A 24,658-nucleotide genomic window follows, 5' to 3' on the forward strand; every position below is an offset into this window, starting at 1 on the left:
CATCGAACTCGGATTCCCCCAAAACGCCTGAACCGCGCCCGCGAGAGTACGGTTTGTGACACATCAACCGGGAGAACCCGTCACAACTCGTACTCTCGCGTGGCATCAACTAGATAGGTCTTGACTTCCATGACTGTGCTCGACGAAACGACGCTGCCCAACGGCCTGACCGTGGAGGCCGCCCGCGCCGAAGCCGCGCGAACCTATGAGCTCGATCGCGCCCACGTGTTCCATTCATGGTCCGCGCAGGAAGACATCTCACCGATGACGATCGTGGCCTCCGAGGGGTGCCACGTCTGGGACGGCGACGGCAACAAGCTGCTGGACTTCTCGTCGATGCTGGTGAACACCAACATCGGCCATCAGCACCCGAAAGTCGTTGCCGCCATTGCCGAACAGGCCGCGAAACTGTGCACGGTGGCGCCGCAGCACGCCAACGACGCCCGTTCCGAGGCCGCACGGTTGATCGCCGAGCGCACACCCGGCGAGCTGAACAAGATCTTCTTCACCAACGGCGGCGCCGACGCCGTCGAGCACGCGGTGCGGATGGCCCGGCTGCACACCGGCCGTTACAAGGTCCTCTCCCGCTACCGCTCGTACCACGGCGGCACGGAGACGGCGATCAACCTCACCGGCGATCCGCGACGCTGGCCCAACGACCACGGCAACGCCGGCGTCGTCCACTTCTTCGGCCCCTTCCTGTACCGGTCGCAGTTTCATGCCACCACCGAGGCCGAGGAGAGCGAGCGTGCGCTGTCCTACCTGCACGACCTCATCCGGATGGAGGGACCGTCGACGATCGCGGCGATCATCCTCGAGTCCATCCCCGGCACCGCGGGCATCATGGTGCCGCCACCCGGATACATCGCCGGAGTGCGCGCGCTGTGCGACGAGTACGGCATCATCTTCATCGCCGACGAGGTGATGGCGGGCTTCGGCCGCAGCGGAAAATGGTTCTCCATCGATCATTTCGACGTCACCCCGGATCTGCTGACCTTCGCCAAGGGCGTGAACTCGGGCTACGTCCCGCTCGGCGGCGTGGCGATCAGCCCCGCGATCGCGGACACCTTCGCCCACCGGGCCTACCCGGGCGGGCTGACGTACTCGGGCCACCCGCTCGCCACCGCGGCAGCCGTGGCCACGATCAACGCGATGGCCGACGAGGGCATCGTCGAGAACGCCGCACGCATCGGCGCCGAGGTGCTCGGTCCCGCGCTGCGGGAGATGGCGGCGCGGCACCGCTGCGTCGGTGAGGTCCGCGGCGCGGGTGTGTTCTGGGCAGTCGAGTTGGTCGCCGATCAGGAAACCCGGGAACCGCTTGCGCCGTATGGCAGTTCGAGCGCTGCGATGAACTCGGTGATCGCGGAGTGCAAGAAGTCCGGGTTGCTGCCGTTCGCCAATTACAACCGCATCCACGTGGTGCCGCCGTGCATCGTCACCGAGGAGCTGGCCCGCGAGGGCGTGGCGATCCTGGATCGTGCGCTGGACGTCGCTGACGCGGCGCTCGGCGGCTAGTCAGCCGTCGAGTTCGCCCGAGATGCCCCGCTCCAGTGCGGCGCGGGTGCGTTCGGGCAGCACGACCAAACCGTCGAGTTCGCGCCGCGCCAACCGGTAGGCGCGCTCGCGTTCCTGGGCCGTCGCGGCGGTGTCGGCCGACACACGCAGCAGGCGCTGCGCGCGGACGAGACGCTCCTGCTCGTCGCTGGAGAAGCCCGTACGCCTGCGCCTGATCGCTTCGGCTTCGGCGACGTCGAACGCGGTGACGTACTCCTGGACCGCCTCCAGGTAATCGCGCGTCGCGTCGCGGTCGTCGACCAGGTCCGCCACGTCGGCGGGCCGCAAGAAGTCCGCTCGCAACTTGGCGCGATGGAACCGCCCGGTGAGCGGATCACGCATATCGGTCATCAGCGGGTAGTCGAGCAGCTTGCCGACGTCGAGTTCGTACTCCAGCCATCGGGTGTCGGTCCGGTCGTGCTCCTCGATCGTGCGGGTGATCGCGCGGCGGCCCGCCGCCGCCGCGGCGGGACGCGCCTCGGTGGCCGGCGGGACCTCACGCGCCTGCCGGCCCCGTGCGGCGGCGATCGCGCGGAACGTGGCGTAGCCCACCCCGGCCAGCGGCACGAGCACCAGCAGCAGCTCGGCCACGCGGAAGAGCAGTCCCATCAGGCAAGGATGCCACCCCTGTCGCCCAAGCCTCATCGACCACTTGGGAAACACCCGCCAACATGGGTGGTTTTATTTTCGGGGACTGTGGCAACTGCTAAGTCATGCGAAACAAGAAACTGAACCTCGGATCCTTGTTCTTTGCGGGTGCTGCGGCGACGGCCATCGCCACCGCACCGCTGACGTTCGCGCAGAGCCCGCTCAACACCAACCCGCCGCCGCCCCCGCCGCCACCGGCGTGCGTCAACGCCGACGGCACCCCGTGCTACGTGGGCCCGGACGGCGCCGCAGGTGCGATTCCCGGTGGACCCGGTGGTGTCGCCGGACCCGGTGGCGCCGCAGGGGCCATCCCCGGCGGACCGGCCGGTGAGGCAGGCCCCGGTGGGGTCAGCGGCAGCACCAACCCCGGCGGTGTCAGCGGCGCCGCTGGGCCCGAGGGTGCCACCGGCGCCATTCCGGGCGGACCCAGCGGAACCGCGGGACCCGGCGGGGCGAGCGGTTGCATCCCCGGTCTGGGCTGCGCATCCATCCCCGCTCCGTGACCTGAACCGATAGGTGCCTGAGGGCCGGGCCTGCTCCTAGCGAGCGGGTCCGCCTTCGGCGTCTCCGCGGTGGGACCGCGACGGTGACCAGGCTCGTGTCGGTCGCCGGGGTGCCCGTCACAAACCGGGTGTCGCTACGGTAACCGGCATGGACGCTCAGGTTCCGGCGACGCTGCTGGACGGCAGGGCAGTGATCGTCACCGGCGCGGCGCGCGGTGTCGGCAAGGGCATCGCGACCGCGCTGACCGAACGCGGCGCGTCGGTGCTCCTGGTCGACCGCGACGAGGCGGTGCTCGCCGAGACCGCCGGACGACTCCAGGCGTCGGGGCGCTCCGCGGTGCCGCTGCTCGCCGACCTGCGTGAGCGCGACTGCGCGGCCCGCATCGTCGGTGCGGCGGTCGACGCTTTCGGGGGGCTGCACGGTCTGGTCAACAACGCGATAGCCACCAACGAACCCAAGCCCTTCCAGGACATCACCCGCGACGACTACGACCTGGTCTTCGACGTGGGTCCCCGAGCGACGTTCGAGCTGATGCAGGCGGTGTACCCGGTGTTCATCGGCAATGGCGGCGGCAGCATCGTCAACCTCGGATCGGGCTCCGGCACCATCGGCAAGCCGACGTTCGGCGCCTATGCGGGAGCCAAGGAGGCGATCAGGGGCATCTCGAAAGTCGCTGCGCTGGAATGGGCCCGGCACGGGATCCGTGTCAACGTCATGTGTCCGTTCGCCGAGACCGAGAGCATCACGATGTGGCGGGAGATGGCTCCCGAGACGTACGAGCGCACCCTCCGCGGCGTTCCGATGGGGCGGCTCGGCGACGTGACGTCCGACATCGGGCCCGTGGTCGCTTTCCTTCTCTCCGACGAGTCGTCGTTCGTCACCGCCCAGACCATCATGGTCGACGGCGGGGCGGCCGGCTTCCGCTGAGCAGAGGAGTCCGGGTGCAGGCCATTCCCGTCATCGCCCTGACCGGGTACCTCGGAGCAGGCAAGACCACGCTGCTCAACCACGTGCTGCGCAGCCCCGGGGCGCGAATCGGGGTGGTCATCAACGATTTCGGAGAACTCAATGTCGATGCCGGCCTGGTGACCGGACAGGTGGACGAGCCCGCGTCGATCGCAGGCGGGTGCATCTGCTGCCTGCCCGACGACGGTGGACTCGACGTCGCGTTGGCCCGCCTCGCCGACCCCAAGCTCCGGCTCGACGCGATCATCGTCGAGGCCAGCGGTCTGGCCGACCCGGTCGCGATCTCCCGCATCATCCGCTTCAGCGGGGTCGACAACGTGCGCCCCGGCGGGGTCGTCGACGTGCTCGACGTCGCCACCCACTTCGACACCGTCGACAAGGACGCCTCGCCGCCGGCACGCTACGGTGCGGCCACCCTCGTCGTCGTCAACAAGCTCGACCAGGTGCCGGAAAGCGACCGGCCCGCCGCGTTGCAGCGGATCGAGGACAGGGTCCGCGAGCGCAACCCGTACGCACAGGTCGTGGGCGCCACCGCGGGCCGGATCGACCCCGCACTTCTCTACGACGCGTCTGCCGCCGACCAGGAGACCGGCCAGCTGACATTCCGCGAACTGTTCTTCGACGCCGAACCGGCTACGCCCCACGCCCATGACCACGACCACGTCCACGCCGATTCCGTGACCGCAGCCGGGGAGGGCTGCGTGGACCCCGACGCCGTGATCGATCTCCTGGAGCACCCGCCGTCGGGCGTGTACCGGATGAAAGGCACTGTGGCAGTGCGCTACCGGGCCACCACGCGCCGCTACGTCGTCAACGTCGTCGGACCGGCCATCCACATCGCCGCCGCACCGCCCGGCGCATCCGGCGACGGTCTGGTAGCCATCGGGATGGGGATCGACGCCGATGACGTTCGGGAGCGGCTGAACACCGCGCTCACGCCGCTGACCGGCGCGGCACCCGCCAAGGGCATCAAGCGGCTGCAGCGCTACCGGCGGCTGAGCATCTGATCGCGACATCACCCGCGGACGCACGCCACCGGTAATACTGGCCCGATGGCTGAACCCTCGACCGCTGAACTCAACGTTCTCGGTGAACCGTTGCAACCGTGCGGGACCGAACCGATGACCGGCTTCTACCGGGACGGGTGTTGCAGCACCGGTGACGAGGACCTCGGCAGGCACACGATCTGCGCGGTGGTGACGACGGAGTTCCTCGAGCACCAGCGGTCGACCGGCAACGACCTGTCGACACCCATGCCCGCGTACCGGTTCCCCGGCCTGGTGCCCGGTGATCGCTGGTGTGTCACCGCCCTGAACTGGCTTCGGGCGCACGACGACGGTTACGCCTGCCCCGTGGTGTTGGCGTCGACGCACGCCCGCACACTCGACGTCGTGTCCTTGGAGGTCCTGAAGCAGTACGCGGTGGACGTTCCCGACGACCCGGGAAGCCTGTAGATACCCTTTCGTATGCCTTCAATCCTGAGTGTGAACACGGTGGTGATACCCGTCGACCTCGGTGAGCTGCGCACCGGGATCGACAAACGGCCCACCGACGAACCGTTGACGGTGCGTGCCCCGGGTCCGCGCAAGGGCGGGCTCGGCAGCGGCCTCGTCGGGGACTCGGTGTGCAACTCGCGCTACCACGGCGGCGACGACCAGGCCGTATACGCCTACGCCCGTGAGGATCTCGACGACTGGCAGACCCAGCTGGGCCGCGAGCTGACGAACGGCATGTTCGGGGAGAACCTCACGACGTCCGGTGTGGACGTGACCGGCTGCCTCGTCGGCGAGCGGTGGTCGGTCGGCTCCGACGGCCTGGTGCTCGAGGTCACGAGCCCGCGGACGCCCTGCAAGATCTTCTCGAGGTGGCTGGACATCCCCTGCTGGATCAAGACGTTCACCGCCGCCGCGATACCCGGCGCGTACTTCCGCGTCATCGAGCCGGGGACCCTGCGTGCCGGCGATCGGATCGAGGTCGTCGCCCGGCCGGACCACTCGGTGACGGTCGGGACGGTGTTTCGCGCCCTGATGCTCGAGCCCGGTCTGCTGCCCACCCTGGCAGTCGCCGATGCCCTGCCCGAGAAGATCAAGCAGCAGATCGCCCGCCGCAGCGTTCAAGCCGAGAGCACGTAGGACAGAAAGAAACCGCCCGCGGTGGCGAACGCGTTCAGCGGCTGACCGTGTTCGAACGCCTCGGGCATCAAGGTGTCGGCCACCGAGGCGAGCACCGCGCCGCCGGCGAAGGCCAGGGCGAGCGCCACCACCTCGGGTCGCAGGCCGCCGGCGGCGAGCCGGCCCGCCACCACCGCGGCGGCCAACAGCACGGCACACAGCGTCCAGGTCGCCATCACCGCGCGCGGGCTCATTCCGCCCTTGCGCATGGAGACACTGCCCACCAATGCCTCGGGGAGGTTGGAGAAGAAGATCGCGACGAGCAGGGATAACGACGCGCCGCCGACCAGGGTGACACCGAGCGCGAGGTTCTCGGGGACGCCGTCGAGGGTGACCGCGGCCAGAAGCGCCAGTCCCACACCGCCTTTGGCCTTCGTCGAGTTGGACTTCTGCACTCGTCGCTCCAGCAGGGAGTCGATGAGGATGAACGCTGCGGCCCCCGCGAGCAGTCCGATGCCGGACCGCAACGGACCGCCCATCTTGAAGGAGTCCTCGAACAACTCGAACGCCAGCGCCGAGATGAGCGCACCGCTGGCGAACGCGAGCAGCACCCGGGTCACCTGCGCGGGCGGGCTCCAGCGGGCACCGATGCCGGCGCCGACGACCAGCGCGCTCGATGCCGCCAGGCCGTACAGCGTCGCGGTCAACATGGCTCACACCCTGTCAGAGAAGACCGGCACCGTCCCGCCAGTGCACGCCGAAGCCGGCGCGGGGATGACCCCGCGCCGGCTCGGTGTGGAACAGACGGTTTCGGCTGATGTCAGCTGATACCGACCACGTCCTGTGCGATCGCGGCCAGACGAGTCTGCGCCGCAGACACCACGCGAGCGCGGTTCTTGTTGGCTTCCTCGTACGCCACGATCACCCGGATGTCCGCCGGATCGGTCAGATCCTTGACGGCGGTGGCGGCCTCATTGACGTTGAGCTCGTCGTAGTCGGCGATGGGCAGCTCGCCCTCACCGAGGATGCCGCCGGCGCCACGCGCGGCGTGGATCGCGTCGGCAGCCTGGTCGGCGCCCTGCTCCCGAGCGATCCGCTCCGCGGCTTCCAGCGCCGAGTTACGCGCGCCGGTCAGCGTCTTGGCGGCGATGTCGCCGGTGCGTGCACCGCGGTCGACGAGATCGCTGACGGCCGGCCTGACCGACCGGATGGCCTCGGCGGCACGCTCGGCGCGGCGCGTCGACCACGTCAACGGCAGATTGACGAACTTGACGGCCAGCCCGGCGGCGGCCTGCAGCGGGGTGCGCCGCAGTGCGGCGGGACCGCCGAGGGCGTCCTCGGCCAGAACCGTGGTCAGCCATTCCACCGTCGCCGAGTGCGCGGTGATCAGGCGGGTCGCGAGGTCCTCGACGTCCTTGTGCTTGCCGGCAACGGCGAGCGCCTTGACGTAGCGGGCCCGGTCCAGAAGCTGGCCCTCGAGCGCGAGGTCACCCAGCAGTGCCTCGTCGAACGGCTCGGCCTGCTCGGTCAGCGCCTTCACAGCGGCAGCGGCGCGCCCGAGGAACGGGCCGATCACGTCGGGGTAACCCCCGAGGTCGCGGATCGCCTTCTCGAGCGCCTCCGCGCGGATGCGCCCGTTGTCCGCGTTGCGCTGGAGTTCGGTGCGTACCGCGTCGGCGCGGGCCTGCGCGACGCGCGTCTCCGCCACCTGGATCTCGGTGTGCGTGAGGTCGAGCAGGCTGCGCAGCTGGGTGATCAGGGTCGAAGTGATCATTGTGGTCGATGTAACTGGTGATGCCATATTGGTGGTTCACCCCTTATCTGTTTGGAGAGTTTCGGTCAGCGCATGGCGGCGCCTGCTCTTCGGTTACCCGTCCGGCCGCGGTTGATAGCGCGATATCGCAGATGTGAGAAACCCATCGATGCGCATACATCGGGGCGGCTCCGGGTACGCGCGACTCACCCCCGGTCCAGCCGGTTTGGCGGGGATGCAGCGGGGTACTTACCCGTCGTGATGCCGACCTTGGTGCAACCGCTGCTGCCCGAACCTCGCGGGCCGATCTCGCTGTCCGTCATCGACCTGCTGACCGAGCGCGCTCCCCACCACCACCTGTCGAGGGTCGTGACCTCCCTCGTCGACGCCGATCCCTACGGACTCGACGTGCAACTCACGCTGTACCTCTGCTACGAGCTGCACTACCGCGGTTTCGCCGACGTCGACGCCGGCTGGGAATGGAATGCGGGCCTGCTGCACCTCCGCGGCCGGCTCGAGGAGTTGTTCCTGAACGCGGTTCGTGCCGATGTCGGTGAAATCGAGGACGGAGCGACCGCCGCCGCCGAGCTGGACCAGTTGTGCGTCGAACCCGTCGACGGCGCCGGGCCGTCGTACTACCTGCGCGATGAGGGCTCGTGGGAACAGATGCGCGAGTACTTCGCCCACCGTTCCCTCTATCACCTCAAGGAGGGTGACCCGCACGCCTGGACCATTCCGCGTCTCACCGGTCAGGCCAAGGCGTCGTTCGTGGCCGTGGAGTTCGACGAGTTCGGCGGCGGGAAGGGTGCCCGACTCCATCAGCAGCTGTTCGCAGACCTGATGGCCGCGGCCGACCTGGACTCGTCCTATCTCAGGTACCTGCCCGATGTGCCCGCCGAGTCCCTCATTGTGGTGAATCTGATGTCGCTGTTCGGGCTGCACCGGCGGCTTCGCGGGTCTTCGGTGGGACATTTCGCGGCCACCGAGGTCACCTCCCCTCCGGGGTCGCGCCGGATGGCGCAGGCGCTGGAGCGCCTCGGGGCTCCGGCACCGTGCCGCGATTTCTACCTCGAGCACGTCGAGGCCGACGCCGTTCACGAACAGGTGGTCCGCACCGATGTGGTCGGCGATCTCGTCGCCCGCGAGCCGCAACTCGACCGCGACGTGGTGTTCGGGATCCGGGCGTTCGCGGTGGTGGAGGACCGCTTGGCCGATCACCTCATGACGTGCTGGCGGGAAGGCCGTTCGTCACTGCGCAACCCCCTGGACTGAACCCTGGTCGGTTGCGTTGTCGCCGCGTTGGCGGCGGCGGTGGCTGGTGTCGCACAGCGGGTAGGTCTTGGACCGCCGGCAGGCGCAGATCGCGACCATGAAGCGGTCGGACTCGACGATTTTCCCGTCGGGCATCTCGATGCGCACCGGGCCCTCGACCATCACCGGGCCGCCCGGGACGACCCGGACCAGGCGCGGCTCGTCGGTCACGGGGCGTCTGCCCGGATCACGACAAGCCGCTCCTCGCGCCGTCCCGCAGGCAACAAGCCCGCCCGGGTCAACCACTGCGCACGCGCCGACATCACCGGACCGAATGGGATGAACTGCTGGGCAACGACTTCGGCGTGCATACCGTGGGCGCGCAACGCCGACAGCGTCTTGATGATGTTCGAGCACTCCGATTGGACCACCAGCAGGGTGCCTCCTTCGTCGACCAGTAACGGCACGGCGGCGCACAGCGGGTCGAGCACTGTTCGGCCGTCGGAACCGGCGTTCCACGCCTGCGCCGGGCCGGCCGTGGCGGGAATGGCGCTGCTGTCGTCGATCGGCGCCTGCGGCACATACGGAGGGTTGGCGACCACGAGGTCGAACGGCCCGTATTCCACCGCCCGCGACCACGACCCGCGGTGCACCTGCACGCTGACGCCCTCGGTGAGCGCGCTCGTGCGGGCGTGCCGCACCGCTCGCGAGCAGATGTCGAACGCGGACACCTCGGCCGCGCCCGCGGCGGCCGCCGCCACCGCCACCACGCCGCTGCCCGTGCACAGATCTGCGACACGTGCGCCCGGCACCAAACCGGACTGCTTCATGGCGGCTATGAGCAGGTGCGAATCTTCTTGTGGTGGATAGATCCCCACCGGCACCTCGGGCGCATCAAAGTCCGTGTAAGCGGTGGTCACGTCATCTCCCTGTGAGAACGGCCCGGCGCGGGCACAGCGTTGCTTCTCCTAAATGCCCCGTTCGTCGCGACCCAAACCACCGTGTGGGTCTATTCCCGAGCGCACGCACCACCCGGGCCATCAGTCGTCAATCCTCTGAAAACCCCGGCGGCCGCCGCGCAGGTCGGTGAGGACCGCACCTTCGCCTACCTCGAGGTCAGCGGCGTGCTCAAAACGGAACGCATTCCCAATTCATAGGCCCGACGAGACCACGACGGCCACCGGTCCTTTCACCACCGGGATCGAACATGCTGACGCCAGATCCCATGCTGCCCGCGATCGTGTCGGCCGCCGGCGATGTGATGGTGTTCGGTGCGGGCTCGAGCGTTTGGTCGGTGAGCAGCAGTCCCGACATTCGGGCGAACGTCCCGGCCAACTCCTCGGCAGGGCTGGATTCTGCAGGCACGGGTACTCGCCTCCTCTTACGTCGCCGCACTACGTAGGCCGCCCCGGCGCGTCTGAGGTACCGGTATATCCTCCGTACGAGTTCAGCTGTAGCCGCCCCCCGTTGGCGGTCGCGTTCCTGGCGTTTGGGGTGCTGATCGCGATCCAGAGTGCAGCCGAGTCCTGAAGCCACGTTCTCGAGGCGCGGGACACTGGCGGTGTAGTCGGCCATTGCGGAAGTCGTCAGTTTGCGGAAGTCGTCAGTTTGCGGAAGTCGAGGACGGAGCCGCGCAGGCGCTCCAACCGCGCCGTTGCGCGCCGCAGGAGGAGGGCATCCATGACGCTCTCCGCGGGCGGCCGGGTTAGCCTGGCTGGAGCGGCGGTGGTCGGGGTCGCGTTCGGCATGGCCCGTTACGCCTACGGTCTGACGCTGCCGGGCATCCGGCAGGAGTTGGCGCTGTCCGAGCTGGTGCTCGGCCTTGTCGCCAGCGCCACGTTCGCCGGCTACCTGGCCGGTCTGCTACTCGCCGGCCCGCTCGCCGCTCGCCGCGGCTCGCGCGCTCCGACGACAGTCGGTGGGGCCTGCGGCGCTCTGGGGGCGGTGATCGTGACGGTCGCGCAATCCCCCTGGTTGCTAGCCGCGGGTGCTGTCTTGGCCGGTGGCGCGGGCGGCTGGGTGTGGGCGCCCTACTCCGACATCGTGACGCGGACGGTGTCGCTGCGGCAGCAGCCCAAAGCGTTAGCCGTCATCACAACCGGCACCAGCGGCGGGCTGGTGGTTCTGGGTGGCTTGGCGATCCTCGCCGCGCTGGGTTCCTGGCGGCTGGTCTGGGGCGGCATCGCCTTTGCAGCTGTGGCCGCCGCCGTCGTGAACGTCCGCCTGGTGCCGCGAACCAAGCTGGCTCCACTCCCGGACGGACCACGTCGTGCCCCGTCGCTCGCGAAAGCGCTGCGGGTCCCGGCCGGCTACTCCGTGGTGTACTTCGCGGTCGTCGTCATCTACTTCACCTACGCAGCGGACGTGCTCGACCGCGGCGACCTCCCGCCGGCCGCCGTCCCAGTGCTGTACGCGACCATCGGCGTCACCGGCGTGGTAGGCGTGGCGACGGGGGCTGCCGCGAGGCGACTGTGCAGCCTCCGGGTCGCGGCGCTGTGCCTCGTGGCGTTGGCTGCGGCGTCAGCGCTCCTCGGGCTGGCCGGGAGCTCACTGGCGGCGACGGCGGCCTCAGCGTGCATCTTCGGCGTGGGGTACATGACCGGGTCGGCGGTGCTCGCCGTATGGACCGCGGAGCTGGTGCCCGACCGCGCAGGTGCGGCGTTCACGAGCTGCCTGGTTGTGGGAGCCGTGAGCTCGGTCGCAGCGCCGGCCCTCGCCGGTGCGGTGATCCCTGGTCTAGGGCTGGGGACGCTGCTCGCCCTCACCGCCGCGGCGGCGCTGCTCACTGCGATCGCGCTGATCCTTTATGGGTTGTCGGGACGGGGGGCCCGCGCAGAGAACAGACTGTGACACACGACCGTCAGCGCCTCTCGAACACCGTCGCTTCCGGCGGACATCGCTGCCAGTCGTCGGACTCCCAGCTATCGCCAGGCGTCCTTTGTCGCACCGAGGTTTGGCCGAGTTCAGCGGGGCTAACCTGCCCGCACATCTTCGAGCCAAGTGGCATTTCTTGTGTTCGCTGCGAGAAAGAGTTACTCCCATTAGTGCCTTGTTCGACTCCAAAACGCCCTTGTCTGGTGGCAGTCTCGCCTACCCCACGCCTTTCGAGTACTCCGCGGCTGAGTGGACCGATCTCCTCACCACACATCAAGCGCAGGAGTCCGCCAAACCCCGGGTTTCGCGCCCGTTCCCGTCAGCTCAGGTCGTGCGGGGAAGCGCGCGCACCGCCGTGCGGATGGCGAGGTAGATCAGCGACGAAGTGACCGCGAACACCGGCCATCCCATCGCGATCCGTGCGGCCGCGAGCAGCCCCTCCTGGTCGGTGTCGTACAGGTAGTACTGCACGAGGAAGCGCGACCAGGACACCACCGCCATCGTGGCCGTGACGATGTCGAAGGCGAGCCGCACCCGCGGTGTCCGGCGCCAGGAGTCGTCGCGTCCGGTGATCCTGGCCCAGATCACGCCGACCAACGGTCGCCGGATCAGCACGGAGATCGTGAACGCGACCGCCAGCCCCAGGTACATCCAGATACCCGGCAGATAGAAGTTCTTCGCCTGACCGGTCACCAACGCGAACGCGGCGCACACGCCGACGCCGGCGAAGCCCAGCACCGCCGGCCGGGTGGACTCCCGTCGCAGCAGTTTCCAACCGAGGACGGCGGCCGCCGCAGACAACGCCGCGACGATCGCCGCAACGAGCCCTGCCGCAGGGGACACGAGCGCGAACACGGTGACGGGCAGCGCGGTGTACACCAGTCCGCGAACTCCACCCGCCCTGGCCAGCAGACCGTCGATCGGCGCACCGGCGTTGGTCATGTGGTTCAGGTTACTGACCACCACCGAAACGGCCATCGAAGAGCCGGCCCGCCGCACCCCGTGTGAGTTCACTCTCAATACCTCGATCTGCGGCTCGTGGCGTTTGGCCGGCGAATCGCACCGGGAACGCTTCATGGGTCGCCACCGAAGTCGTCCCATTCCCCACGATCAAGGAGCAGACATCGTCTTGCCGGAGTTCTTCGAGCCCGCCAGTCACCTCGCCGCCATCGCCGCGTGGGTCGCCGGTGCGGTCGCCATCGCCTACGCGATCGGGCTGGGACTGTCCTGGACTGTGCAGCGCCTGGGCCGGCGAAGTGCCATCGTGCGCGACATCGTGCAGCTCACGCGTCGGCCGGTGCGCGCCACACTAGTGGTGATCGCGGTCTCGGCGACCGTGCGCCGAGTCGCCGACCCCGAGTCGAGTTGGCGCGGCTGGTTCGATCATCTGCTGGTGATCGCACTGGTCGGCACCATCACCTGGCTGCTGGCCAGTCTGGTGATGGTCGCCGAACGCCGGGCGATCGACCGCTTCGCCGGCGGCGACGCCGGCCTGACGGATGCCGACCGGCACCGCAGGAAGATCCGCACGCAGGTCACCACCTTGCGCCGGCTCGTGATCGCCGTTGTGGTCGTGCTCGGCGGCGCGGCGGCATTGATGACGTTCCCGTCGTTCAGCGATATCGGCAAGACGTTGTTCGCGTCGGCCGGTGTGCTGTCGGTCGTCGCCGGCCTGGCCGCCCAGACGTCGCTGGGCGCGGCGTTCGCCGGCATCCAGATCGCGTTCTCCGACGCGATCCGCGTCGGAGACGTCGTCGTGCTGGAGGAGGAGTGGGGCCGCATCGAGGAGATCACGCTGACCTACGTCGTCGTCCATCTGTGGGACGAGCGCCGTCTGGTGCTGCCTTGCACGTACTTCACCACGACGCCCTTCCAGAACTGGACCCGCAACGCCACCGAGCTGCTCGGCACCGCCGAGCTCGACGTGGACTTCACCGTGCCGTTCGACGAGATGCGCGCCGAGTTGGACCGCCTGCTGCACGCCAACCCACTGTGGGACGAGCGTGTCGGAGTCCTGCAGGTGACCGACGCGGTGGACGGCTACGTCCGGGTGCGGATGCTCGTCAGTGCGCCCAACGCCGGGGCGCTGTTCGACCTTCGGTGCGATGTGCGGGAGGGCATGGTCAACTGGCTGCAGCGCGAGCACCCCGGCGCGCTGCCGCGCCGCCGGATCGAGCATCAGAGCGGTCGCGACGACACGAGCCGAAGCAGCGCCGCCCCCCGCAGGGACCGCCAGGCCGACTCCGGCTTGTTCAGCGGCACCCCTGAAGCCGAGCGCCGCGGCCGGGCCTTCGATCAACCCGACGACCGGGATCGCGATCTGGTCCGCGTCCGCTACGACGGCGGCTGAGCACCCGGGTTCAGTGGAACGGATTGCTGTTCGACTGCCATTCGGCTGACTCCGGTCGCGGACCGAAGCGGCGGATGTAGTCCTCGTCGATGTGCGCCTTCTTCTTGCGGTTGATCACGTCCACGAGGTTGGGATCGAGCCCGTGCTGCGCCAGCCGGTGGCGGCGCCACACCTTGTTGAGCGCGAGCGCCATCAGCAGTGCCCAGCAATAGATCGGCACGGTCATCTCCAGGTGCACGTACAGCGACGCGGGCAACAACCACAGGGGCGCGAGGACCACCAGCGGCGGAATCGCCATCCTGATCATGTGCCTGCGCACCGCACCCTGACCGGCGAGGTCCTCGGCCACCCAGTTGCGCATCGAGGACGGGAGGCGACGCCCGTAGGAATAGGCGATCCTCTGCAGAAACGACGGTTGGTCCGTGGCCACGATGGCTCCCTGTCAGTCTTCGGTGGGTTGTCGGAGTGCGCCTGCGGCGAGCGCCGCGGCGTTGATGCTGCTCAGTACCCGGTGCAGTTCCTCCAGCTCGGCGAGGTCCACACCGAGGCGGGCCACGACGGCGTCGGGGACCGAGAGCGCGCGGTCCCGCAGCGCAGTGCCCTCCTCGGTAAGCTCGACCTCGGTCGAGCGTTCGTCGGCGGCGCTTCGGCTACGGCTGATCAACCCCAGTGCTTCCAGGCGCTTCAGCATCGGCGACAGCGTCGCCGAGTCCAGTTGCAGCACGGTGGCGATCTGTTTGACCGACAGCGGCGAGCGCGCGCCGGGATGCGTCTTCTGGTGGTCCCACAGCGCGAGCATCACCAGGTACTGCGGGTGGGTCAGACCGAGCGGCTCGAGCAGCGGCCGGTACACCGCCAGGACGGCCCTGTTGGTGACCGCGAGTGCGAAACACACCTGCCGTTGCAGGGCGAGTGGATCGACCTCGAGGTCGGCGGGCGCGGACACCACTTCATCGTACGCGAATAGATAGTGCCCTATCCAACGCCTCACGTTTGCCGTCGTCCGACGCGGGAACACGACCTGCGAGTCGAACGAGGAGGAAACATGGCGATCTGCGATACGTGCGGGAACGACTACGACAAGGCTTTCACCGTCAGCTGGCCGGACGGACGGTCGGCGACGTTCGACAGCGTGGAATGCGCTGCCGCGCAACTCGCTCCGGAATGCGGACACTGCGGCTGCCGCATCCTGGGCCACGGCATCGAGACCGACGAGGGGATCTTCTGCTGCGCGCACTGCGCCCGCAAGGACACCAACGCCGACGTCAACGACCGCTATCCGGTACCCGCAGGCGGCTGAACCGGGCCGCCGGCCACAGGCGGCCGACGGCTCAGAGCCGACCGACGGCGAAGGCAGCGCCCTCGTTGACCGCGCCGTTGACCGCGTAGAGCGCATGCGCGATGTTCGGCCCGCCGCCGGCGACGCCGGAACAGATCGAGTCACCGGCATCGCACAGTTGCAGCGTCTTCGGGGCGTACAGCGGTCCGATGTTGATCGCGGGCGCACCGAACTGGCGCAGGAACTCCTCGGACGGGGTGGCGAAGAGCACGACTGCGGCGACCTTGTCGGCCACCGCGGGCGGCAGCGGCGCAGGCACCGACTCGACGGGCACACCCGGAGGCACCTCTGCAGAGGTCACGAAGCCGGACACAACGGCGCCCTGGGAGTAGCCGCCGAGCACCAATCGGGTGTCGGGGCAGTTGGCGGCCATCGCCTGGATGTGGTTGCCCTCGTCACGGATCCCGTCGACGACCGTCGAGGCGAACCCGATCCGGTCGGCGAAGTTGTCGCCGGCCGGGTAGTTCACCGCGTAGACGCCCACCGATCGGGGTGCGGCCTGCGCGCGCACCGCGTCGACGAAAGCCTGTCCGATGCCGCCGACGCCGGGAGGCTCGCCGGTGCCGCGCGCGAACACCACCTCGACGTCCGGGCAGGGCTGTGCCGCAACCGGCGGGGCAACCACACCGATGAACGCTGCCCACGCACCGAGGACGGCGGCCAGCGCCAACGGGTATCCGCCGCGAATCTTTCGTCGACCTGTCATGAAGACTCCTCTTTCCGCAGGCGCACAACCTCCGACGGCGCCAGTCGAGCAATACCCCGAAGTTCGCTGACCAAACGGCCGCGCGCGTCGGGTCCCACTGTTGCGGGTACTGCCCGTCAAGGAGCGTGGATTTCGACGACCAGGGGACGATGATCGGAAAGTGGCGCAACCGGCGCGGTGACTCCGCGCCCGCGCAGGCCGGGGTGGTCGGTCAGGATGTGGTCGAGCTGGCGCTGCGGTGTCTCGGCGGGGAACGTCGCCGCGCTAGCCAGGGCGCGCATCCGCGACCATCTCGCCGCGGGCCCGGGGGGCAGGTTGAGGTCACCCATCAGCACATGGGGTCCGGGCAGTCCGCGCAGATCCTTGGACAACCGCCGCAGTTGACGCCGGTTCCACCCGGGCACGAAGGACAGATGCGTGTTCGCGACCGACAGCGGGCCGAACGGGGTGTCCAGCTGCGCGATCACCGCAGCCCTGGGTTCCTCGTCGACGACCATCACCCGGTTGGGTCCGGGCAGGTACATGGGAAAGCGCGTCGGGATCCTGGGCAGCCGGACCACCTGCCAGCTCGTCGCGGGGAACCGGGACAACAACGCGATCCCGTAGGCGGCCGTGCCCGGCAGCTCCTCGCCGGTGGCCGCCATCCAGGTGGCGCCCGGCGTGCCGGAGATGGCCGCGACGAATCGATGCGCGACCGCACCCATCGCCTCGGCCGCCACCGCGGTCAGGTCGGCGAACCCCGACCGATCCTGCTCGAGGTCGACCTCCTGCAGCGCGAGCACATCGGGGTCGAGGTCACGCACACCCGCCCGCAACCGGTTGAGATCCACAGCGTCGTCTGCCACGGTTCTGCCGTGCAGGATGTTGAACGTCGCGATGCGCACGCGTATCAGTTACCCACAGAAAGTGCCGCTGATAGCAAGGAGCGCGCCGATGCTGCCCCGTGACGAACAGCTGCGCAGCGCGCTGAAGACCGCGGCCTCGGCTCTCAAGGAAGGCGGGCCGCGGTTCGCCCTGGCAGGCAGCTTCGCCCTCTGGGTGTTCGGCGCGCCGGAGCCGGTTCACGACGTCGACTTCGTGGTCGCCGAGGCCGACGCGGAGGCCGCCGCGACAACGCTGGCCGAGGCCGGCTTCGACATCGAGCGCACCCCGGAGGACTGGCTGTTCAAGGCGCACGTCGGCGAGGTGGTCGTCGACGTGCTGCACCGGGTCAACGGTGTGGCGGTGGACGCGGAAGCCCTGGCCGTGGCCGAAGACCACGACGTGTTGGCGATCAGGATCCCGGTACTGCCCCCGACGACGGTGTTGATCCAGAAGTTGCGTGCCCTCGGCGAGCATCACTGCGACTTCGCCTCGCTGCTGCCCGCGGTGCGGGCGGTGCGTGAGCGCGTCGACTGGGAGCAGGTGCGGGCCGCCACTGCCGACAGCGACTTCGCCGTCGCGTTTCTGGTGCTGGCCGACCGGCTGAGCATCACCGGCTGAGGACCGGTGTCACCGCGGCGACAACCGGCATTTCCGGTGCGCACCCCGACCGCGGACTCTGCGCAGCCCTACAAGAGGCCGACGCTGTGGTGGGCGGCATCGACGTGGCCGGCCGTACCGTGACGGCCGCCACGCGGCAGGCGACTTGCGCCGGTGTCGACGGGGTGACCGGTCAGTGGTTACGCAGTTTGGCGACGAGCTTGGACTTCGTCAGACCCGAGTAGCCGGAGATTCCGAGTTCCTTGGCGCGCTTCTTCAGATCCGCCACCGTCCAGTCGTCGTAGCTACCGGACTTTCCGCCCTTCTTGCCGACGGCTGATTTTCCCCGCGCCGCGGCAGCGTTGGCGATACGCGCCGCCTTCTCCTTCGAGTTGCCTTCCTTGCGCAGGTCCTCGTACAGCTTCTCGTTCTTGATCGAAGAATTGGGCATCGTCACACCTCCCGTGTACTCATAACGTGGGTTCGCAGAGAATGCCCGACCACCCGCGCACCGAAACGCGGCATGCTTACAGGACGGGGTCGTGGGGTACTGCCCCTCCGCGGAGAGGAGTGGAAAGTGCGTACCGAGTTCCACCAGCAGCTGGATGCGCTCAACGCCGACCTCGCCCGCATGTGCGAGTTGGCGGGCGAAGCCATGCAGTGCGCGACGCTCGGCCTGCTCACCGTCGACCTGGACGCCGCGGAGCGGGTCCTGACCGATCTGGATGCGCTGGCCCGCCTGCGCAAGAAGGTGGACTATACGGCGCTGACGGTGCTGGCGCGTCAAGCACCCGTGGCCAGCGACCTGCGGGTGGTGGTGGCGGCCGTCCACATCAGCTCCGACGCCGACCGGATGGGTGGGCTCGCCGCTCACGTCGCCCGGATCGTCCGGCGGCGGCATCCCGCCCCGGTGTTGCCCGACGAGGTGGTCGGCCAGTTCGCCGAGATGGGCAGTCTCGCGGTCGATCTGGCCGACGACGCAGCCTCGGTGATCGTCGACGGAGATCCGGTGCGGGCGAGCCGGATTCGCGATGACGACGAAGCCATGAACGACATGCACCGCCGGTTGTTCGGCACGGTGATGTCACCGCAGTGGAGCCACGGCGTTCCCGCCGCGATCGACCTCGTGCTGCTGGGCAGGTTCTACGAGCGGTTCGCCGATCACGCGGTGGCCATCGCCGCGCGGGTGTTGTTTCGCAGCACCGGCGACACCGCGCGCAATCTCGGGGCGTAAGACGGCTCAGGGTTTGAGCACGACCTTCACCGCACCGTCCTGTTTCTTCTGGAAGATTTCGTAGGCGTGGGGCGCCTGATCGAGGCCGAGCGTGTGGGTTGCGAAGGTGTCCACGCCGAGCGGGTCCTCATCGGTCAGCAACGGCATGATGTCGTCGACCCATCGCTTCACGTTGGCCTGCCCCATCCGCACCGTGACCTGCTTGTCGAACAGCGTCAGGAGGGGCATCGGGTCGGCCATCCCGCCGTACACCCCGATCAGGGAGATCGTGCCGCCACGCCGGACGACGTCGATCGCCGAATACAGCGCGTCGAGACGATCCACACCAGCGGTCTGCATCATCTTTTTCGCTACAGCGTCGGGCAACAGGCCGGTGACCCGCTGCGCGATCTGTGCGACGCGCGACCCGTGCGCCTCCATTCCCACCGCGTCGATGACCGAGTCGGTGCCGCGGCCACCGGTGAGGTCTCGGATCGCGTCACCGACGGAGGTGTCCAGCGTGTCGAGGTTCACGGTTCGGATCCCGCGGGCACTGGCACGCGCCAGCCGCTCGGGCACCAGGTCCACGGCGATCACGTCGTAACCCAGATGCGTGGCGATGCGGGCCGCCATGTCGCCGATCGGCCCGAGGCCGAGCACGGTCACCGATCCGCCGTCGGGGATGTCGGCGTACACGACCGACTGCCACGCCGTCGGCAGCACGTCGGACAGGTAGACGAACCTCGAGTCCGGCGGCCCCAGCGGGACCTTGATGTGGGTGAACTGCGCCTGCGGCACGCGCAGCAGTTCCGCCTGGCCGCCGGGCACCGACCCGTACAGCTCGGAGAAGCCGAAGAGCGCCGCCCCCATCCCCTGGTCGCGCACCTGGGTCGTCTCACACTGTGTGTACAGCTGCTTGTCACACATGAAGCAACTGCCGCAAGAGATTTGGAACGGGATGACCACGCGGTCGCCGACGGCCAGGTCACCCACTCCGGTGCCGACCTCGCGCACGATCCCCATCGGCTCGTGCCCGAGGATGTCGCCTTCGTTCATGAAAGGGCCCAGCACCTCGTACAGGTGCAGGTCGGATCCGCAGATATTGGTCGAGGTGACCTCGATGATCGCGTCGGTGGGTTCCTCGATCTTCGGGTCGGGCACCGTCTCGACGCGCACATCGCGCCTACCGTGCCAAGTCACTGCCTTCATTGGGTCCTCCCGGCAAGTCAGCGCCGTGGATCAGCGCTTCAGTGCGTTCGACTACCCGCGGTCGCGGCGGCCAAACCCCGGAGGTTTGGCCGGCGCCGGCGGGGGAAATTCGCCGGGAATGACCGGAGCCCAGGAGTTCGTCCCCGAGACGCGCAGGCTCGGCACGTTGGCCGACGCCGCGCAGCGCTGTCAGGGATGCGACCTCTACCGAGATGCGACGCAGGTGGTGTTCGGCACCGGGCCCACGGCGGCGCGGATTGCGTTGGTCGGTGAGCAGCCTGGTGACCGGGAGGATATCGCGGGGCGGCCGTTCGTCGGTCCGGCCGGACGGCTGTTGGACAAGGCGTTGGAGTCAGCGGCGGTCGACCGGGGCACCGTTTACCTGACGAACGCCGTCAAACATTTCAAGTTCACCCGCGAGGGCGCCGGCAAACGCCGAATCCACAAGACTCCCAGCCGAACCGAGGTGGTCTCCTGCCGACCGTGGTTGCTCGCCGAGCTCGACGCCGTTCGCCCCGAGGTCGTCGTCCTGCTCGGAGCGACCGCCGCAAAGTCACTGATGGGCAACGGCTTCCGGCTCACTGCCCACCGCGGTGAGGTTCTCGAGCTCCCGGACGACAGCGGTCTGGCGCGGCTTCGCGCCCGCCCCCTGGTCGTCGCCACCGCCCATCCCTCGGCGGTGCTGCGTGGGCCGGCCGATCGGCGGGAGGCGGCGTTCGCCGCCCTCGTCTCCGATCTGCGCTGCGCAGCTCAGGCCCTCGACATCCAAGCCACCCGGGTGTAGGAGGTACCTTTTCGCCATGGCAGACACCGCTTTTCTCGTCGTCGACATGATGAACGCCTACCGGCACCCCGACGCGGACAAGTTGATACCCAACGTCGCCGAGATCATCGACCCGCTCGGCAGGCTCGTCGCGCAAGCGCGTGAGCGCGACGACGTCGACCTCATCTACGTCAACGACAACTACGGGGATTTCACGGCGCAGCCCAGCGATATCGTGCAGAGCGCGCTGGACGGAGAGCGGCCCGATCTGGTCAAACCGCTGGCGCCGACCCCGTCCTGCCGCTTCTTGACCAAGGTCCGACACAGCGCGTTCTACGCGACACCGCTGGACTACCTGCTGGGCAGGCTGGAGATCCAGAATGTGGTTCTCACCGGGCAGGTCACCGAGCAGTGCATCCTCTACACCGCGCTGGACGCCTACATCCGGCACTTCGACGTCATCGTCCCCCGGGATGCGGTGGCGCACATCGATGCCGAGCTGGGCGAGGCGGCGCTGCGGATGATGGAGAGCAACATGGGCGCCCGCCTCGTGGATGCCGCGAGTTGCCTGAAATGACGGCGGCACACGTGGCGCTGCTCAGCGGCGGCGCCACCACCACAGCAACCCGATAGCGGCAACCACCGCCACCACGACACCTGCGGGCACAGCAGGATTCGACTTCGCGCTCTCGGTTGCCGTGTGCGCCCGCTGGACAACAGCCTCCTTGGTTTCGGCGGCTTTGTCGTGCGCGCGTGTCTTGACGTCCAACTTGTCGGACAACGCCCCGACGGTCTCACCGAGTTCGGCGCGGGTCTTCTCGATGTCCGCCTGCAGTTCGTCGATGTCCGCGTCGGGTCCCGGCTCCGGGGGCAGACTGTCAGCGCTGGCCATGGCGGGCCTCCTTGATCTCCTCGAGGTCGAGCTTGACGCTGTCGACCGACTCTGCGGTCGGCGGGGATACCTGTTCGACCTGTTTGCGGCTGATCAACGCCGCCACCCCGGCGCCGGCGAACAGCACGACGGCGACGATCAGCGCGGCGGCCCAGACCGGCAGGACCAGTGAAAGCGCCGCAACGGCCGCGGCGATCACCGACATCAGACCGAGCACCGCGAGCAGTCCGGCGACGCTGATCAGTCCCGCGCCGATGCCGGCATGGCGGACCGACCTCTGGAATTCCTTCTGGGCCAGTTTCAGTTCGTCGCGCACCAACCGCGAGGTCTGCTCCGAGAGCTGACCCAGAAGCTGGGGAAGCGACGCTTCACTGGTGGGCGGTTGAGTGGTCATGACGCGACCTTCCTGCGCTGCTCAAGTTTGTCCTGCGCTAACAACGCAGTGCCCCACAGCGCGCCCGGCGAAACCTGCTCTCAGCTCTTGGCGACCTTGCGGATCAACGTTCGGGTCGCTTTCTCCAGAATCGCCTGGGCGTTGTCGGGTTTGCGGGTGCGTGCGGCGCGGCGCACCGCGGCGTCGATGGTCAGCCCCTGCTCGTAACCCCTGACCACCCTGGGGTCGACGTAGGAGCCACGCGCGACGGCCGGCGTGTTGCCCAGGCCCTCCGCCACCTCTTTCATCACCGCGGACTCGACGCGCTTGACCACCTTCTCCGTGACCGGCGGGTCGGCGTCGACGAATGCTTCCGCGGCGAGCACCGTGCCGTGCCAGGTGCGCAGATCCTTGACGCTGTACTCGTCGCCGACCAGTTCCTTGAACCGTGCGTTCAGGTCGTCGGCGCGGATGTCCACCCACCCGGAAGCTGTTCGGCACACCAGGAGTCGCTCGGTGCGGTCGGTACGGCGAAGTAGCGACCGAACCGCGCGCACCACCCTTGTGTCCTCCACCTCCAGGGTCCTGCGCACACCGCTCTTGGCCGGATAGTCGAACAGCACCGACCCGTTGCGCAGGGTCACGTGCTCGCACTGCAAGGTCGCCAGGCCGTAGGACTCGTTCTCCTCGGCGTACTGCTCGCCTCCGGCGCGGAAGTAGCCCCGGTCGAGCAGATGCAGCGCCAGCGCCAGCACCCGATCCCGCCGCAGACCCCGGCCGGCGAGGTCTTCGGCGATCCGGCTGCGCCACTCCGGCAGCTGCAGCGACAGGTCGAGCACGCGATCGAACTTCTCCTCGGCGCGTTCCTCATGCCACGCCTGGTGATACAGGTACTGGCGCCGTCCCGCGACGTCGGTGCCGACGGCCTGGATGTGGCCGTTGGGATGCGGGCTGATCCAGACCTTTCTCCACGCGGGTGGAATGACCAGGTCCTTGATTCGCTGCAGCGTTTTCTCATCGGTCAGCAACTCGCCGTCGACGTCGTAGTACGCGAAACCTTTACCCCTGCGCATCCGCGTGATGCCGGGCCTGTCTAGTGCACTGCGCCGCAACCGCACGCCGCCTCCGGGTTTCGCTGGACACCGCTTGTGGCGCCGGGATTACCCGCAGGAATCCGCGGTTACACTTCTCGTCCTACGCCACGACACGGATCGTCGCCATGGTGGGGTCGGCGGGGTCCGGCAGGTTCATACCGGCTCGCACACCGCTGCACAGGTAGTCGAGCACCTCCGAGTTGAGCAGTTCTCCGGGTACCACGGCGGGGATTCCCGGCGGGTACGGAGTGACCTGCTCGGCCGCGATGCGCCCGTCGGCGTCTGCGGTGGGCACCGTCTCCACAGCGCCGAAGAACGCATCCCGCGGCGACATCACCGACTCCAGCTGCAACTCGGCCGGCGACGGCAGTGCGATCTTCGGCGCCGGCTCCGAACGATCGACCGCTTCGCGCCATGCCCGCAGCGAGTGGAGCAGCCTGTCGGTGCTGGCTGCGTCGTCGGCGAACGACAGTGTTGCCAGTATCCGCCGGTGATCGCTCATCCCCACATCGATGTGGCGGTTGCTGCGCAACCAGTCAGCGGCTTGATATCCCGACGCGCCGGTGCCTGACACGTCGATGAGCACCTGCAAGGGGTCGAGGTCGTGGGAAGCCTGCACGCCGAGCAACTCGTCGTCGAGGACCTCGATGTCAGGGATCGCTTTCACAGCGGTACGAACTTGGTGTGCCAAATCGATTGCCCGGCTGAGTAATTCGTGGCCACGCTCCACCATCTGCCGACGCCAGCCATCCATCGCCGCGTACACGAGGACGCTGGGGCTCGTCGTCATCAACAAGTCCGCACACTCCGACAGTCGGTCGTTGTCGACGAGGTCACCCTGCAGGTGGAACACCGAGCCCTGCTCGAAGCCGGCCCCCATCTTGTGCACGCTGACCACACAGAGGTCCGCGCCGGCGTCCATCGCCCATGTCGGGAGCTCTTGGTGAAACGGCAGGTGCGCACCCCAAGCCTCATCGATGATCAGCGGCTTGCCGCGAGCGTGGCAGACCTCGGCGATGCCGTCGATGTCGGCGCACGTCCCGTACGGGCTCGGGCTGACGATGAGCGCGCCGGCGGCGTCGGGATGTTCAGCCCAGGCCGCCTCGACCTCGGCGGGGGAAGGCGGGTGCGAGAAGTGGCGCCGGGCATCCCAGCGCGGGGTGATCCACCGCGGCTGGACACCCGAGAAGATGAGGCCCGCGACGATCGACTTGTGGCTGTCGCGGGCGACCAGAAGACTGCCGTCGCCGCCGGCGACCGCCATCATCGCCGCCTTGACCGACAACGAACTCCCGCACGTCGAGAACCACGCATGGTCGGCTCGGACGGCTTGGGCCATCAGGTCTTCGGCTCGGCTGAGGTATCCGTTGCTGCTGCGGCGGTCGTCCAGTCCCCCGTTGGCGAGCAGATCGTCAAGGAACGGCTCACGACCCAGGACCTTCAACACCCTGTCGTCCACTCCCCGGCCCTGCCGATGGCCGGGCGGGGTGAAGCCGTAACGACCGGATGCCCGGTAGTCGAGCAGCGCGTCGAGCAGTGGTGCGTCTGATTGCTCCATTTCGACCGGATACCCCTCCCGTGCCGTGCCCACCACACG

General features: G+C 68.5%; 31 protein-coding genes. 14 read left to right on the plus strand and 17 right to left on the minus strand.

From position 1 onward, the window contains the following. The first annotated feature begins 129 nt into the window (after nucleotides 1-129). Complete coding sequence (locus H7I57_RS22745; protein WP_264026233.1) at nucleotides 130-1,515, plus strand: aspartate aminotransferase family protein; 1,386 nt, start codon at nucleotides 130-132, stop codon at nucleotides 1,513-1,515. Here the strand turns inward: H7I57_RS22745 and H7I57_RS22750 are convergent, their stop codons facing one another. Further along, complete coding sequence (locus tag H7I57_RS22750) at nucleotides 1,516-2,163, minus strand: hypothetical protein (RefSeq protein WP_264026235.1); 648 nt, start codon at nucleotides 2,161-2,163, stop codon at nucleotides 1,516-1,518. Between the two features lie 104 nt (nucleotides 2,164-2,267). On the opposite strand from H7I57_RS22750, the gene H7I57_RS22755 reads away from it, so the two are divergent. From H7I57_RS22755 to H7I57_RS22775, 5 genes are all read left to right on the plus strand, one after another. Further along, nucleotides 2,268-2,705: a hypothetical protein gene (locus H7I57_RS22755; protein ID WP_264026236.1), complete on the plus strand. Its 438-nt coding sequence runs from the start codon at nucleotides 2,268-2,270 to the stop codon at nucleotides 2,703-2,705. 148 nt (nucleotides 2,706-2,853) lie between these two features. Next, on the plus strand, nucleotides 2,854-3,633 hold the full coding sequence (locus H7I57_RS22760) for an SDR family NAD(P)-dependent oxidoreductase (protein ID WP_264026237.1): 780 nt from the start codon (nucleotides 2,854-2,856) through the stop codon (nucleotides 3,631-3,633). 14 nt (nucleotides 3,634-3,647) lie between these two features. After that, on the plus strand, nucleotides 3,648-4,679 hold the full coding sequence (locus tag H7I57_RS22765) for a CobW family GTP-binding protein (protein WP_264026238.1): 1,032 nt from the start codon (nucleotides 3,648-3,650) through the stop codon (nucleotides 4,677-4,679). Between the two features lie 45 nt (nucleotides 4,680-4,724). Further along, nucleotides 4,725-5,126 carry a DUF2237 family protein gene (locus H7I57_RS22770; protein ID WP_264026240.1) on the plus strand — a complete coding sequence of 134 codons (402 nt, stop codon included), beginning with the start codon at nucleotides 4,725-4,727 and terminating at the stop codon, nucleotides 5,124-5,126. A 12-nt stretch (nucleotides 5,127-5,138) separates the two neighbouring features. Beyond that, on the plus strand, nucleotides 5,139-5,804 hold the full coding sequence (locus H7I57_RS22775) for an MOSC domain-containing protein (RefSeq protein ID WP_264026241.1): 666 nt from the start codon (nucleotides 5,139-5,141) through the stop codon (nucleotides 5,802-5,804). Here H7I57_RS22775 and H7I57_RS22780 read toward each other — a convergent pair. Both H7I57_RS22780 and H7I57_RS22785 read right to left on the minus strand, forming a co-directional pair. Next, complete coding sequence (locus tag H7I57_RS22780; RefSeq protein ID WP_264026242.1) at nucleotides 5,786-6,493, minus strand: ZIP family metal transporter; 708 nt, start codon at nucleotides 6,491-6,493, stop codon at nucleotides 5,786-5,788. The genes H7I57_RS22775 and H7I57_RS22780 overlap by 19 nt on opposite strands. A 110-nt stretch (nucleotides 6,494-6,603) precedes the next feature. Further along, nucleotides 6,604-7,557, minus strand: coding sequence for a coiled-coil domain-containing protein (locus H7I57_RS22785; protein WP_372510331.1), 954 nt, complete (start codon nucleotides 7,555-7,557; stop codon nucleotides 6,604-6,606). A gap of 240 nt (nucleotides 7,558-7,797) precedes the next feature. Here H7I57_RS22785 and H7I57_RS22790 point away from each other — a divergent pair, with 240 nt between their 5' ends. Next, on the plus strand, nucleotides 7,798-8,808 hold the full coding sequence (locus tag H7I57_RS22790; RefSeq protein ID WP_264026246.1) for an iron-containing redox enzyme family protein: 1,011 nt from the start codon (nucleotides 7,798-7,800) through the stop codon (nucleotides 8,806-8,808). On the opposite strand, the gene H7I57_RS22795 is transcribed toward H7I57_RS22790, so the two are convergent. From H7I57_RS22795 to H7I57_RS22805, 3 genes are all read right to left on the minus strand, one after another. After that, on the minus strand, nucleotides 8,785-8,970 hold the full coding sequence (locus tag H7I57_RS22795) for a CDGSH iron-sulfur domain-containing protein (protein WP_275081594.1): 186 nt from the start codon (nucleotides 8,968-8,970) through the stop codon (nucleotides 8,785-8,787). The two genes, H7I57_RS22790 and H7I57_RS22795, sit on opposite strands and share 24 nt — an antisense overlap. A 44-nt stretch (nucleotides 8,971-9,014) precedes the next feature. Next, nucleotides 9,015-9,707: a HemK2/MTQ2 family protein methyltransferase gene (locus tag H7I57_RS22800; RefSeq protein WP_264026251.1), complete on the minus strand. Its 693-nt coding sequence runs from the start codon at nucleotides 9,705-9,707 to the stop codon at nucleotides 9,015-9,017. Between the two features lie 208 nt (nucleotides 9,708-9,915). Then, complete coding sequence (locus H7I57_RS22805; protein WP_264026252.1) at nucleotides 9,916-10,152, minus strand: hypothetical protein; 237 nt, start codon at nucleotides 10,150-10,152, stop codon at nucleotides 9,916-9,918. Between the two features lie 315 nt (nucleotides 10,153-10,467). Here H7I57_RS22805 and H7I57_RS22810 point away from each other — a divergent pair, with 315 nt between their 5' ends. Continuing rightward, entirely contained in the window at nucleotides 10,468-11,637 is a 1,170-nt protein-coding gene (locus tag H7I57_RS22810) for an MFS transporter (protein WP_264026253.1), read from the plus strand. Nucleotides 11,638-11,985: 348 nt separating this feature from the next. Here H7I57_RS22810 and H7I57_RS22815 read toward each other — a convergent pair whose 3' ends face one another. Further along, on the minus strand, nucleotides 11,986-12,603 hold the full coding sequence (locus H7I57_RS22815) for a DUF3159 domain-containing protein (protein ID WP_264026255.1): 618 nt from the start codon (nucleotides 12,601-12,603) through the stop codon (nucleotides 11,986-11,988). A gap of 187 nt (nucleotides 12,604-12,790) precedes the next feature. Between H7I57_RS22815 and H7I57_RS22820 the strand changes: the two genes are divergently transcribed. Beyond that, complete coding sequence (locus tag H7I57_RS22820; protein ID WP_264026257.1) at nucleotides 12,791-14,011, plus strand: mechanosensitive ion channel family protein; 1,221 nt, start codon at nucleotides 12,791-12,793, stop codon at nucleotides 14,009-14,011. A 10-nt stretch (nucleotides 14,012-14,021) separates the two neighbouring features. On the opposite strand, the gene H7I57_RS22825 is transcribed toward H7I57_RS22820, so the two are convergent. Beyond that, nucleotides 14,022-14,441: a DUF5313 domain-containing protein gene (locus tag H7I57_RS22825; RefSeq protein WP_264026259.1), complete on the minus strand. Its 420-nt coding sequence runs from the start codon at nucleotides 14,439-14,441 to the stop codon at nucleotides 14,022-14,024. Nucleotides 14,442-14,453: 12 nt separating this feature from the next. Continuing rightward, nucleotides 14,454-14,957, minus strand: a complete 504-nt coding sequence (locus tag H7I57_RS22830; RefSeq protein WP_264026260.1) for a MarR family winged helix-turn-helix transcriptional regulator — start codon at nucleotides 14,955-14,957, stop codon at nucleotides 14,454-14,456. A 99-nt stretch (nucleotides 14,958-15,056) separates the two neighbouring features. Between H7I57_RS22830 and H7I57_RS22835 the strand changes: the two genes are divergently transcribed. Continuing rightward, nucleotides 15,057-15,311 carry a metallothionein gene (locus H7I57_RS22835; protein ID WP_264026261.1) on the plus strand — a complete coding sequence of 85 codons (255 nt, stop codon included), beginning with the start codon at nucleotides 15,057-15,059 and terminating at the stop codon, nucleotides 15,309-15,311. A 31-nt stretch (nucleotides 15,312-15,342) separates the two neighbouring features. On the opposite strand, the gene H7I57_RS22840 is transcribed toward H7I57_RS22835, so the two are convergent. Then, nucleotides 15,343-16,056, minus strand: a complete 714-nt coding sequence (locus tag H7I57_RS22840) for a cutinase family protein (RefSeq protein ID WP_264026262.1) — start codon at nucleotides 16,054-16,056, stop codon at nucleotides 15,343-15,345. Nucleotides 16,057-16,172: 116 nt separating this feature from the next. After that, a complete protein-coding gene (locus H7I57_RS22845; RefSeq protein ID WP_264026263.1) occupies nucleotides 16,173-16,940 on the minus strand; it encodes an endonuclease/exonuclease/phosphatase family protein in 768 nt (255 codons plus the stop codon). Nucleotides 16,941-16,989: 49 nt separating this feature from the next. Here H7I57_RS22845 and H7I57_RS22850 point away from each other — a divergent pair, with 49 nt between their 5' ends. Further along, entirely contained in the window at nucleotides 16,990-17,538 is a 549-nt protein-coding gene (locus H7I57_RS22850; RefSeq protein ID WP_264026265.1) for a nucleotidyltransferase, read from the plus strand. 172 nt (nucleotides 17,539-17,710) lie between these two features. Here the strand turns inward: H7I57_RS22850 and H7I57_RS22855 are convergent, their stop codons facing one another. After that, complete coding sequence (locus tag H7I57_RS22855; protein ID WP_264026267.1) at nucleotides 17,711-17,968, minus strand: DUF7218 family protein; 258 nt, start codon at nucleotides 17,966-17,968, stop codon at nucleotides 17,711-17,713. Between the two features lie 126 nt (nucleotides 17,969-18,094). Between H7I57_RS22855 and phoU the strand changes: the two genes are divergently transcribed. Then, the gene (gene phoU / locus H7I57_RS22860) at nucleotides 18,095-18,751 is read left to right on the plus strand and encodes a phosphate signaling complex protein PhoU (RefSeq protein ID WP_264026268.1); all 657 of its coding nucleotides are present in this window, start codon (nucleotides 18,095-18,097) and stop codon (nucleotides 18,749-18,751) included. Between the two features lie 6 nt (nucleotides 18,752-18,757). Here phoU and H7I57_RS22865 read toward each other — a convergent pair whose 3' ends face one another. Continuing rightward, nucleotides 18,758-19,939, minus strand: a complete 1,182-nt coding sequence (locus tag H7I57_RS22865) for a zinc-dependent alcohol dehydrogenase (protein WP_264026270.1) — start codon at nucleotides 19,937-19,939, stop codon at nucleotides 18,758-18,760. Between the two features lie 118 nt (nucleotides 19,940-20,057). Here H7I57_RS22865 and H7I57_RS22870 point away from each other — a divergent pair, with 118 nt between their 5' ends. After that, a complete protein-coding gene (locus H7I57_RS22870) occupies nucleotides 20,058-20,723 on the plus strand; it encodes a UdgX family uracil-DNA binding protein (RefSeq protein WP_264026272.1) in 666 nt (221 codons plus the stop codon). A 16-nt stretch (nucleotides 20,724-20,739) separates the two neighbouring features. Then, nucleotides 20,740-21,279, plus strand: coding sequence for a cysteine hydrolase family protein (locus H7I57_RS22875; protein WP_264026274.1), 540 nt, complete (start codon nucleotides 20,740-20,742; stop codon nucleotides 21,277-21,279). Between the two features lie 21 nt (nucleotides 21,280-21,300). Here the strand turns inward: H7I57_RS22875 and H7I57_RS22880 are convergent, their stop codons facing one another. The 4 genes from H7I57_RS22880 to H7I57_RS22895 form a co-directional block, all read right to left on the minus strand. Beyond that, nucleotides 21,301-21,594, minus strand: a complete 294-nt coding sequence (locus H7I57_RS22880) for a DUF3618 domain-containing protein (RefSeq protein WP_264026276.1) — start codon at nucleotides 21,592-21,594, stop codon at nucleotides 21,301-21,303. After that, nucleotides 21,581-21,988: a phage holin family protein gene (locus H7I57_RS22885; protein WP_264026278.1), complete on the minus strand. Its 408-nt coding sequence runs from the start codon at nucleotides 21,986-21,988 to the stop codon at nucleotides 21,581-21,583. The genes H7I57_RS22880 and H7I57_RS22885 overlap by 14 nt, the downstream gene beginning before the upstream one ends. An 80-nt stretch (nucleotides 21,989-22,068) precedes the next feature. Then, nucleotides 22,069-23,085, minus strand: a complete 1,017-nt coding sequence (locus H7I57_RS22890; protein WP_264026280.1) for a DNA topoisomerase IB — start codon at nucleotides 23,083-23,085, stop codon at nucleotides 22,069-22,071. A 76-nt stretch (nucleotides 23,086-23,161) separates the two neighbouring features. Next, on the minus strand, nucleotides 23,162-24,619 hold the full coding sequence (locus H7I57_RS22895) for an aminotransferase class I/II-fold pyridoxal phosphate-dependent enzyme (protein WP_264026282.1): 1,458 nt from the start codon (nucleotides 24,617-24,619) through the stop codon (nucleotides 23,162-23,164). Between the last annotated feature and the right edge of the window lie 39 nt (nucleotides 24,620-24,658).

The organism is Mycolicibacterium pyrenivorans (assembly GCF_025821625.1).
GTDB classification, from domain to species: domain Bacteria; phylum Actinomycetota; class Actinomycetes; order Mycobacteriales; family Mycobacteriaceae; genus Mycobacterium; species Mycobacterium pyrenivorans.